Origin of the sequence: Micrococcus sp. 116, from assembly GCF_902506395.1 — a bacterium.
Classification (GTDB): Bacteria; Actinomycetota; Actinomycetes; order Actinomycetales; family Micrococcaceae; genus Micrococcus; species Micrococcus luteus.
Genome location: NZ_LR732370.1, coordinates 2208742 through 2219907, shown reverse-complemented (window position 1 = coordinate 2219907; position 11166 = coordinate 2208742). Strand labels below are relative to the sequence as shown.

Below are 11166 nucleotides of genomic sequence, written 5' to 3'. Positions count from 1 at the left end.
GTCCGGCGCCCCGCCGGGCCGCCGCCTCGACCGCGCCCGCCGCCCCCGCCCACGCCGACCAGCCGACCGTCGTGATGGGCCGCCCCGTGACCGGGCCCGCCGGCCCGGCCCTCGAGCTGGACGGCCGCATGCTCCCCCTGGACGGGGACGACCTCATCCTCGGCCGCTCGGCCGAGCGTGCCGACCTCGTGATCCCGGACTCCTCGGTGTCCCGCGAACACCTGCGCCTGCTCACCGTCGGCTCCACGGTCACGCTCCTGGACCTGGGCAGTCGCAACGGCGTGCTCGTCAACGGCCGCCGCGTGGACGGCTCCGTCACCCTGCGCGACGGGGACGTGGTGACCGTCGGCCAGACCGAGCTGCTGTTCTTCGGCGGGACGGGGGGCCGCGCATGAGCGAGCTCGCCGTCGCCGTGCTCCGCATGGGCCTGCTGCTGGCCCTGTGGGTGCTGATCATCTCCATCGTCATGGCGCAGGGCCGCGACCTCGTGGTCGGCCGACGCAACAAGACACGCCTCCAGCAGGCCCAGCGCGACGCCGGCCTGGTCACCGCGGTGCCCGCGGCCGGGGCCGCCGGGGCGGGCTCGTCCGCGGTCGACCGCCCCGCGCCCGCGTCGACGCCGGCCCCCGCCGCGTCCGCGCCGACGACGCCGGCCCCGCGGCTGTCCCGGACCCTGCGGGTGGTCGAGGGCCCGAAGGCCGGGCAGACCATCGCCCTGGAGGGCCGTCCCCTGCTGATGGGCCGCGCCCAGGACGCCGACCTGGTGCTCGTGGACGACTACGCCTCCGGCCGCCACGCCCGGCTGTTCCCGCAGGGCACCCGCTGGTTCCTCGAGGACCTCGGCTCCACGAACGGCACCTACGTGAACGGCGCCCCCGTCACCCGCGCGCTGCCCGTGGGCCCCGGCACGGCCATCCGCATCGGCAAGACCGTCATGGAGCTCGAGGCCTGACCCATGACCCTCGTCCTCCGCTACGCCGCCCGCTCCGACGTCGGCCGCGTCCGTGCCAAGAACGACGACTCCGCCTACGTGGGCCGTCATCTGGCCGTGCTCGCGGACGGCATGGGCGGGCACGTGGGCGGCGACGTGGCAAGCGCGTCCACGGTGCTGGACCTGGCCCCGCTGGATGCGGTGGGCTACGAGGACCCGGCCACGGTGCTGCCGGACGAGATCCAGAACGCCAACCTGATCCTCAACGAGCTGGTGCACGCCAACCCCAAGCTCGCCGGCATGGGCACCACGTGCACCGCCGGCCTGCTCGCGGGGACCACGCTGCACATCGCGCACATCGGCGACTCCCGTGCCTACCGGCTCGCGGACGGCGAGTTCTCCCAGGTCACCACGGACCACACGTTCGTGCAGAAGCTCGTCGACGAGGGGCGCCTCGAGGCCGGGGAGGCCCCGTTCCACCCGAACAAGAACGTGCTCATGCGCGTGCTCGGCGACGTGGACGCCTCCCCCGAGCTGGACGTGTTCGAGGTGCCCGTCGCCCCCGGAGAACGGTGGCTGTTCTGCTCGGACGGCCTCACGGACGTGGTCCCCCCCGAGAAGATCCACGAGGTGCTGCGGGACTCGGAGGCTCTCAACCAGGCCGTCGACACCCTCGTGGACCTCACCCTCAAGGGCGGCGCCCCGGACAACGTCACCGTGGTGGCGTTCGAGATCGCGGAGGGCACGGCGGAGGAGCTGGCCCCCGTCCCGGACGTCCACCTGTCCGAGCAGGCCCTCGCCGCCGCCCACCCGCCCGAGGTCGGCCCGGTCTCCGGCCTGCTGCTGCGCGAGGACCTGGACGCACGGCCTCACCTGCTCGTCGGCGCGGCCTCCAACGCCGTGAAGACCGATCGCATCCCCGTGGTCACCCGCAGCTCCACGCGCCGCCGTGCCGCCGCCCTGCTCGGCGAGACGCCCGTGCCGGAGAACCGTCCCCGGCGCACCGCGGCCGTCCTCACGGACGGGCCGGATCCCGCCGCCGCCCCGCGCCCGGACGCCTCCGTCCCGCCCGCCGCGCAGAGCGGCACCGCTGCCGCCGCCGGCTCCTCCTCCGCCGCCACACCGGCCGCCACCGCTGCCGACCACCCGTCCGACGAGGCCGCCGAGCCGATGACCACGGCCCCCACCCCGGCCCCGGCGACCGCCGGGCCCGCCGGCGGCCCCGAGGACGGGGCCGCGCGTCGGCGGCGTGGAAAGGACGACCGCCCGGTGCAGTACCGCCGCGGCTGGTTCATCCCCGTGTTCACCACGCTGCTCGCCCTCACCCTCGCGGCCGTGGCCGTGTGGGGCTACCTGTGGACCCAGACGCAGTACTACGTGGGGGCCAACGACGGCCGGATCGCCGTGTTCAAGGGCGTCTCCCAGCGGCTGGGCCCGCTCGAGCTGTCCCACGTGGACCGCCAGACCGACCTCCCGGTGGACGCGCTGCCCGCGTACGCACGCGACCGCGTGAACGCCGGCATGGCCGCCCGGGACGTGGACCACGCGGAGCAGATCGTCGCCGAGCTGCGCGACTCGCTGCACCCGAACGCCCCCGCCCCCGCCGGTGAGCCCTCCGAGCGGGCCCGGCCGAGCACGACGCCGTCGTCGTCCTCCGCCCGCCCCTCGGACGCGTCCGGCTCCACCGCGCCGACGAGCCCGGCGTCGTCCCCGAGCGCGACGGGAGGTGAGGCCCCGTGACCGAGGTGATCTCCCCCGCACGCCCGCGCCGGAACATCGAACTGGTCCTGCTGCTGGCCGCCCTGGCCATCGCCCTGGGGGCGGACCTGCTGGGCATGATCGGCACGGACGCCCCGCTGGACTCCACCGCCTGGGTGCCGCTGGGCGTCTTCGGCGCCGCCACCCTCGTGCTGCACGTGGTCCTGCGGCTGCGGGCCCCCTACGCGGACCCGTTCATGCTGCCGATCACCGCCCTGCTCAACGGGCTGGGCCTGGCCATGATCCACCGGCTGAGCCAGGACGCCGCGATGGCCAACCCCACCTCGCAGCTCGTGTGGTCCGTCCTGGCCGTCCTGGTGGCCTCCGCCCTGGTGTTCCTGGTGCGCGACCACCGGGTGCTGCGGCGCTGGCCCTACCTGTTCCTCGCCGCGTCCGGCGTGCTGCTGCTCCTGCCGCTCGTGCCCGGGCTGGGCCTGAGCATGTACGGGGCGCGGATCTGGATCGACGTCGGATTCGGCACCTTCCAGCCCGGCGAGATCGCCAAGATCACGCTGGCCATCTTCTTCGCCGGCTACCTCTCCGCGAACCGCGACCTGATCCTGCTGGCCGGCCGCCGTGTGGGCCCGGTGACCTTCCCCCGAGCCCGGGACCTCGGCCCGTTGCTGGCCGGCTGGCTCCTGGCGCTCGGCGTGCTCGTGTTCCAGCGCGACCTGGGCTCGGCCCTGCTGTTCTTCGGCATGTTCATGGCGATGCTCTACATCGCCACGTCCCGCGCCTCCTGGATCCTCCTCGGCCTGGGCCTGATCGCCTTCGGCGCGGCGCTGGCGTTCCTGTTCATGCCGCACGTGACCGCCAGGTTCGAGATCTGGCTGAGGGCCTTCGACCCCGAGATCTACCATCGCGACTTCGGCGGCTCCTACCAGGTGGTCCAGGGCCTGTTCGCGATGGCCTCAGGCGGGCTGATGGGCACCGGCCTGGGCGCGGGCAACCCCACCCAGGTGCCGCTGTCCTTCTCGGACATGATCCTCACGGCCATCGGCGAGGAGCTCGGCTTCGTGGGCCTGGCCGCCGTGCTCGTCCTGTACCTCCTGCTCGTCACCCGCATGATGCGCGCCGCCCTCGGCGTGCGCGACGCGTTCGGCAAGGTGCTCGCCTCCGGCCTGGCCTTCACCATGGCGTGGCAGGTGTTCGTGGTGATGGGCGGCGTGACCCTCGTGCTGCCGCTCACCGGCCTCACGACGCCGTTCCTCGCCGCCGGCGGCTCGTCGCTGCTGGCCAACTGGATCATCGTGGGGCTCGTGCTGCGCATCTCGAACGCCGCCCGCCGTCCCGTGGTCGTGGACGGGATGGTCAACGCGTCCGGGCCCGGCGCCGGCCACCTCGACCCCGGCACGGCGCTCCCGGCGGCGGCCGTGCCCCCGGGAGGAGGTGAGGAGCGGTGAACGAGGCGATCCGACGCACGTGGACCGTCATGGCGGCCATGATCCTGGTGCTCGCGCTGGCCGCGTCCGTCATCCAGGTGCTGGCCGCGGACCAGCTCAAGACGCACGCCCTGAACTCGCGGCAGATGTTCCTGGAGTTCGGCGCCCCGCGCGGGCCGATCCTCGTGGACGGCGAGCCGATCGCCGAGTCCGTCCCCTCCGACGACGCGTACCACTACCAGCGCGTCTACCACGAGCCCGAGCTGTACGCCCCGCTCACAGGCTTCTATTCGCTCACCTACGGCACCGACGGGCTGGAGGCGGCCATGAACGAGCAGCTCTCCGGCACCCCCACGTCCCAGTTCGTGGACCGCGCCATGGAGATCATCACGGGTGCCACGCCCGAGGGCGACCAGGTGGAGCTGACGATCGACCCCGAGCTGCAGCGTCTGGCGTACGACGCGCTCCCGGACGGCGTGCGCGCCTCCGCCGTGGTCACGGACCCGACGACGGGCGAGATCCTGGCCATGGCGTCGAAGCCGGGCTTCGACTCCAACGCGCTCTCCTCACACAGCCCGGCCGAGGCGCAGTCGGCCATGGCCGCGATCGACCAGATCCCCGGCGCCAGCGCGTACCGCAACCGCGCCGCGGAGCAGCTCGTGTCCCCCGGCTCCACGTTCAAGCTGATCGACGCGGTGGCCATGCTCGAGTCCGGTGACTACACCCCGGGCGGGACGGTGGACATCCCCGCCGCGTGGACGCTGCCCGGCACGACCACGGAGCTGCCCAACTACGACGGCTCACCGTGCAACACCGTGGGGCGTCAGACCCTCACGTGGGCGCTGGCGCAGTCCTGCAACACGCCGTTCGCCATGGCCGCCGTCGAGCTGGGCCAAGACCGGATCCGGGAGGTCGCCGAGCGGTTCGGCTTCAACGACTCCTTCGACTACCCGTTGCCCGTGACCGGCTCCGTGTTCCCCTCCGACCTGGACGACGCCACGCTGGCGCAGTCCTCGATCGGCCAGCGGGACGTGCAGGCCACCGCGCTGCAGATGGCCATGGTGGCCGCCGGCATCGCGAACGACGGCGTGGTCATGGAGCCGCAGCTGATCAAGGCGGTCCGCCGTTCGGACCTCACCACGGTGCAGGAGTTCAGCCCCCGTGAGCGCGGCCGGGCCACGACCCCCGAGGTGGCCGGGCAGGTCTCGGACATGATGGTCTCGGCGGTGGAGGACGGCATCCTGGGATCCGTGCAGTCGGACACGGTGCGGATCGCGGCGAAGTCGGGCACGGCCGAGGTCGGGGACACGGGCAACGTGCACTCCTGGATCACCGGCTTCGACGCGAGCGAGAACCCCCGGGCGGCCGTGACGATCGTGGTGGAGGACGAGCCGCCGGGGGTTGGACATCAGACAGTCGTCAGTGGCATGAAGGCAATCATGGAAGCGGTGGTCACGGAATGAGGCCGACATCGGGCATCACCCTCGGCGGCAGGTACCAGTTGACCGATCGCATCGCGATCGGCGGCATGGGCGAGGTGTGGAAGGCGCGGGACAAGGTCCTGGGCCGGATCACCGCCGTGAAGATCCTCAAGGAGGAGTACACGGGTGACCCCAACTTCCTGCGCCGCTTCCGGGCGGAGGCCCAGCACACCGCGCTGCTGAACCACCCCGGCGTCGCCAACGTCTACGACTACGGCGAGGAGAAGGGCTCCGCCTACCTCGTCATGGAGCTCGTGCCGGGCCAGCCGCTGTCCTCCATCCTCGAGAAGGAGAAGGTGCTCTCCCCCGAGCGGACCCTGCGGATCATCGCGCAGACGGCGGCCGCGCTCTCGGCGGCCCACGCCCAGGGGCTCGTGCACCGCGACGTCAAGCCCGGCAACCTCATGATCACGCCCACCGGCCGGGTGAAGGTGACGGACTTCGGCATCGCGCGCCTGGCGGACCAGGTCCCCCTCACGGCCACCGGCCAGGTGATGGGCACCGCCCAGTACCTCGCGCCCGAGCAGGCCACGGGGCAGCAGGCCACCGGCTCCTCCGATCTCTACTCGCTGGGCATCATCGGCTACGAGGCCCTCGCCGGGCATCGCCCGTTCACGGGCGAGTCCCAGATCGCGATCGCCCTCGCCCAGGTCAACGACACGCCGCCGCCCCTGCCGGACACCGTCCCGGCCCCGGTGCGCGCCCTGATCATGTGCATGCTCTCGAAGGACCCCCGGGAGCGGCCCTCGGACGCGGCCGCGCTCTCGGACGCCGCCGACGCGCTGCGGCGCAAGGACACCCGCGGCGCCGTGGAGGCCGTGCCCGCCCTGGCCGTCTTCCTCGAGGAGCAGGGCGTGACCGACCCCTCGGGCGCCGAGACCGCTCCCCTGGACTACGACGGCATGCGCACCACCCATCCCCGCGCCGAGGGCACCCGGACAGACGGCTCCCCCGCCACCGCGGCGCTGCCGGTGACCGCGGCCCAGCCCCGCACCGACGACGCCGCCCGCGGCCCCGGCGCCGCCGGTGCGGCGGCCGTGGGCGCGGCCGGTGCGGCCGGCGCCGCCGCGAGCGCGAGCACGCGCGACCACGAGATCGCCGCCGTGCGCGACCAGCAGACCCGCCCGGGCGACGTCGTGGACCCGGGCCCGCCCGCCGGGGGTGGCTCCGCGCCCGCCCGCCGGCGACGCGCCAACCCCTGGCCGCTGTGGGCGCTGCTCGGTCTCGTGGTGTTCGCCCTGTTGGGGGCGCTGCTGTGGCCGCTGCTCACGGGTGGCCGCGGCGACGGCGGCTCGGCGCCGGCGACCTCGCAGGAGGAGTCGTCCGTGCACGTGGACCCGGAGGCGTACAAGGGTCGCCCCGTGAGCGAGGTGCGCGCCGAGCTCGAGGGCCTCGGCCTGGCGGTGCGCGAGGAGGACCGCGACGCGCAGAGCCCGGAGGGCACCGTCGAGGAGATCAACCCCGTGGGGGCGCTGCAGCGCGGTGAGACCGTCACGCTGGCCGTCTCCACCGGGGAGGGCGTCATCCCGGAGGGTCTCGTGGGCCAGCCCGTGGACAGCGCGATCCAGACGCTGCGCGACCGCGGCTTCACCGTGGACCGGGTGGACGACCCGTCCGCCGACGGCGCCGACGGCGAGGTGGTGCGCGTGGTGCCCGGCGAGGGCGAGCGTCACCGCTATGACACGCACGTGCAGCTGATCGTGGCCACCGGCGGGTCCGACGCCGCGCCGACCCGCGAGGCCTCCCAGCCCGCCTCGGAGCCGGAGCCCAGCGCGTCGGAGGAGCCGAGCACCGAGCCGAGCAGCGAGCCGAGCCCGTCGGCCTCGGACGAGCCCCGCCCGTCCCCCACCGCCGAATCCCCGACGGCCACCGCCGACCCGGAGCCCACGCGGGAGCCGTCCGAGGAGCCGACGACGCCCACGGGGGATCCGACGACGGAGTCCTCCGGGGAGTCCACGGCGCCGACGGGCGAGTCCACCACCGACCCGTCCGCTGACGCGCGTGGCGCGGAGGCCTCGTCCGCCGACGCCACGCCCTCCGCCTGAGCGGCGGGCGGGACGAGCACGCGGACGTGTCTGTGGACGAGCAGAGGACCCTGAACGGGCGGTACCGGATCGGTGAGCTGATCGGGCGCGGGGGCATGGCGGACGTCTTCCGCGGCGAGGACCTGCGGCTGCACCGCCCGGTGGCGGTCAAGCTGATGCGCCGGGACCTGGCGCGCGATCCGCACTTCCAGGCGCGCTTCCGCAAGGAGGCACGCTCGGCGGCCTCCCTGAACCACCCCTCGATCGTCTCCGTGTACGACACGGGCGAGGTCTCCCTCGAGGACGGCCTCCATCCGGTGGACTGCCCGTTCCTGGTGATGGAGCTCGTCTCCGGCCGGACGCTGCGGGAGATCCTGCACGCCGAGGGCGCCGTGGGCACGGACCGTGCCGTGGCCTGGACCCGGGGCGTGCTGGAAGCGCTCGAGCACGCGCACGAGGAGGGCATCGTCCACCGCGATGTGAAGCCCGCGAACGTCATGGTCACGGAGACGGGCGCCGTGAAGGTCATGGACTTCGGGATCGCCCATGCGCTGGCCGACACCTCCGCCACCACGTCGCAGACCCAGGCCGTGGTGGGCACGGCCCTCTACCTGGCCCCGGAGCAGGCGACGGGCCGCACCGTGGACGGCCGCGCCGACCTCTACGCGGCCGGCTGCCTGCTGTTCGAGCTGCTCACGGGCCGACCCCCCTTCACGGGTGACACGCCGCTGGCCGTGGCCTATCAACACGTGCGCGAGGAGCCGCCGGCGCCCTCCGACGTCGACCCCGACCTGCCGCCCGCGTTCGACCCCGTGGTGCTGCGCGCCCTGCGCAAGGATCCGGAGGACCGGTTCCCCACGGGCACCGCGTTCCTCGCGGCCCTCGAGGAGGCCGCGGCGGATCCGCACGCCGGCCCCGGCCGTCACACCCCGCCGCTCGATGCCTTCCCTCCCGCCCTCGTCGGCGCGGGCGGCGCGGTGCTGGGCGCCGCGGCCGCGGAGCACGGGGCCGACGTGCCGATGGCCGCGGTCCCGCTGACCCGGCCGACGCCCTCCGTCCCGGCCGAGCCGGACGCCGCACAGCCCCAGGCGGCGAACCATGCCGTGGCGGGTGCGGGACTGCCCGGCGCCGCCTCCGCCGCGCAGCTTGCCGCCGCCGCCGCCATGGACGGCCCCCGCCCGGTGACGGTCGGCCAGCCGGTGAAGCCCGGTGCGGCCGCGACGCCCCGGCCCGAACCGCAAGGGGACACGCCGGCGCCAGCGACGGCCACGCACCGTCGCGTCCGCCGGCGCCTCCGCCGGCGCACGCTCCTGGCGGCCGGCGCGGTCCTGATCGGCCTGGCCCTGGTCCTGGCGCCGTGGCTCGCGGCGGCCCTGCGCACCACCGTGGAGGTGCCCGCGGTGGTGGGGCTGCAGCAGGACGAGGCGGTCGCGGCGCTCGAGGACGCAGGTCTGGTGGCCGTCGTCTCGTCCGCGTACATGGCCGACGCCCCGGACGGGACCGTCACCCAGAGCGACCCGCCGACGGGCACGGAGGTGCCCCGCGGGGCCAAGGTGCGGATACGAGTGTCCCGCGGCGAGGAGGGCATCGCGCTGTCCGACTCCCTGCACGGGCTGTCCGAGGACGCGGCCCGCCGCGAGCTGGAACGGCTGGGCCTGCGTGTCTCCTCCGTGCAGTACCAGGACGACGGCCGACTCGAGCGCGGGCTGCTCGCCCGCACCGACCCCGCGATGGGCACGCACGTGCCGCCCGGCTCCTCCGTGGTGCTGCACCTGTCCAGCGGCATGGTCGCCGTGCCGGATGTGGTGGGGATGAGCGCTCCGGACGCGCGGCGTCAGCTGGCGCTGAGCGCCCCCGAGCTGCGCGTGCGGATCCAGGACGAGGACGGCGCGACCACGGACACCGGGACGGTCGTGGCCCAGGATCCGCCCGCCGGCGTCCGCGTGGACAACCGTTCCTCCCTGACCCTGACGGCGTCCTCGTGGATCGCGCCCACGGCCGAGCCCTCCGAGCCGGCCCCGCCATCCAGCGAGGCGCCCGAGCCCACGCCGTCGGCGTCCGCATCACCGAGCCCCCCGCCGACGGAGAGCCCCGAGCCCTCCGAGAGCGCGGAGCCGTCACCCTCGCCGTCCGCCTCGGCCACGCCCAGCCCCGAGCCGACGACGACCGAGACGCCGTCGCCGACGCAGAGCCCGTCACCGACGTCGGCGGCCCCGTCGGAGCCGACCGGGCAGCCGCCGAGCACGTCGCCCACCGCGACGCCGGTGGACCCGCTGCCGACGCTGACACCGGACCCCGAGCCCTCGATCGATCCGCCGCCGTCCACCTGAGCGGACGGGGCGCCGTCGGACCCGCGAACCGGGCCCCGGGCCGGTCAGTCCTGGCGGACGAGGGGAGAGAGCCGGCCACCGCGCTCGGCGGCCCCGGAGAGCCCCACGGACTCGAGCCAGTTGCCGAGCATCCGGTAGCCGCCCTCGGTGAGCACGGACTCGGGGTGGAACTGCACGCCCCACAGGGGCGCGGTGCGGTGGGCCAGTCCCATCACGACGCCGTCCTCGGTCTCGGCGGTGATCTCCAGGACCGCCTCGTCCACGGTGGCCCGCACGGCGGCCAGCGAGTGGTAGCGGGTGGCGGTGAACGGCGAGGGGACGCCCTCGAACATGGGGTGCTCGCCGTGGCGGACCAGGGACGTCTTGCCGTGCATGAGGGACTCCGCGTGCGTCACGGTGGCGCCGAACGCCTCCGCGATGGCCTGGTGCCCCAGGCACACCCCGAAGAGCGGGCGGCCGCCGTCGGCGGCGGAGCGGATGAGGTCGAGGGAGACACCGGCGTCGGCGGGCGCGCCCGGCCCGGGTGAGATGAGCACCGCCGTGTGCTCGGCCGCGAGCTCGAGGGCGCGGGCGGGGGTGACCTCGTCGTTGCGGATCACGGTGGTGCGGGCCCCGAGCTGCTCGAGGTAGCCCACCAGGGTGTAGACGAAGCTGTCGTAGTTGTCGACGACGAGGACGGAGACCTGGGGGCTCTGCACGGGGGCGCTCTTTCCTCCCCGCCGCGTGGGAGCGGGGTGCATAGACTGGCCGGGCATGTCGCTGACCCCGGTCCTGGGCAGGTCAGCAGGATACCGTCCCCGCCCCGGTCCCCGCCGGTGGGGGCGCCCACCACCCCCCACCCGAGGAGAAGACCCGTGGCAGCACCCGCCGGCAAGCGCAAGGACTCGGCCCGTCGGAAGCGCGAGGAGCTCGAGGCCGCGCGCCGCAGCCGCTCCGCCGTGCGGACGGACCTCGGGGACGTGGACCCGGGTCCCAAGCCCCTCTCCCCTGTGTACAAGGCCGTGATGTTCGGCCTGCTGATCCTCGGCCTGCTCTGGATCATCGTCTACTACCTGACCCAGGGTCTCCTCCCGATCGTGCAGATCGGCGGCTGGAACATCCTCGTGGGCTTCGGCCTCGCGCTCGTCGGGTTCCTCATGATGTCCCGCTGGAGCGAATGACACGCGTGTAGTTCTCCACAGCGGTGGACAACCCTGTGGATGGGGGATCCGCACGATCCGGCCCGGAGACGAGTTGTCCCCGGAGTTGTCCACAGGTGTG

Annotated in this window: 9 protein-coding genes; 8 read left to right on the top strand and 1 reads right to left on the bottom strand. The window is 74.3% G+C overall.

The features are described 5' to 3' along the window. From CITRIK5_RS12270 to CITRIK5_RS10365, 7 genes are all read left to right on the top strand, one after another. Window positions 1–395, top strand: a 395-nt coding sequence (locus tag CITRIK5_RS12270; RefSeq protein WP_236557178.1) for an FHA domain-containing protein, incomplete at its 5' end; no start/stop codon positions are given. Next, window positions 392–952 carry an FHA domain-containing protein gene (locus CITRIK5_RS10390; protein WP_044659734.1) on the top strand — a complete coding sequence of 187 codons (561 nt, stop codon included), beginning with the start codon at window positions 392–394 and terminating at the stop codon, window positions 950–952. The genes CITRIK5_RS12270 and CITRIK5_RS10390, both read left to right, overlap by 4 nt. Window positions 953–955: 3 nt before the next feature. After that, window positions 956–2671 (top strand): PP2C family serine/threonine-protein phosphatase, encoded by a 1716-nt coding sequence (locus CITRIK5_RS10385; RefSeq protein WP_061873128.1) that lies wholly within the window; start codon window positions 956–958, stop codon window positions 2669–2671. Continuing rightward, window positions 2668–4092, top strand: a complete 1425-nt coding sequence (locus CITRIK5_RS10380) for an FtsW/RodA/SpoVE family cell cycle protein (protein WP_036314455.1) — start codon at window positions 2668–2670, stop codon at window positions 4090–4092. The genes CITRIK5_RS10385 and CITRIK5_RS10380 overlap by 4 nt, the downstream gene beginning before the upstream one ends. Beyond that, on the top strand, window positions 4089–5534 hold the full coding sequence (locus CITRIK5_RS10375; protein WP_123244070.1) for a penicillin-binding protein 2: 1446 nt from the start codon (window positions 4089–4091) through the stop codon (window positions 5532–5534). Before CITRIK5_RS10380 ends, CITRIK5_RS10375 begins: the two co-directional genes overlap by 4 nt. Then, window positions 5531–7597, top strand: coding sequence for a protein kinase domain-containing protein (locus CITRIK5_RS10370; protein WP_123244071.1), 2067 nt, complete (start codon window positions 5531–5533; stop codon window positions 7595–7597). Before CITRIK5_RS10375 ends, CITRIK5_RS10370 begins: the two co-directional genes overlap by 4 nt. A gap of 32 nt (window positions 7598–7629) precedes the next feature. Beyond that, on the top strand, window positions 7630–9906 hold the full coding sequence (locus tag CITRIK5_RS10365) for a protein kinase domain-containing protein (protein ID WP_123244072.1): 2277 nt from the start codon (window positions 7630–7632) through the stop codon (window positions 9904–9906). 44 nt (window positions 9907–9950) lie between these two features. On the opposite strand, the gene CITRIK5_RS10360 is transcribed toward CITRIK5_RS10365, so the two are convergent. Then, window positions 9951–10604: an aminodeoxychorismate/anthranilate synthase component II gene (locus tag CITRIK5_RS10360; protein ID WP_123244073.1), complete on the bottom strand. Its 654-nt coding sequence runs from the start codon at window positions 10602–10604 to the stop codon at window positions 9951–9953. A 156-nt stretch (window positions 10605–10760) separates the two neighbouring features. On the opposite strand from CITRIK5_RS10360, the gene CITRIK5_RS10355 reads away from it, so the two are divergent. After that, the gene (locus CITRIK5_RS10355) at window positions 10761–11066 is read left to right on the top strand and encodes a cell division protein CrgA (RefSeq protein WP_101965668.1); all 306 of its coding nucleotides are present in this window, start codon (window positions 10761–10763) and stop codon (window positions 11064–11066) included. Window positions 11067–11166 lie beyond the last annotated feature (100 nt).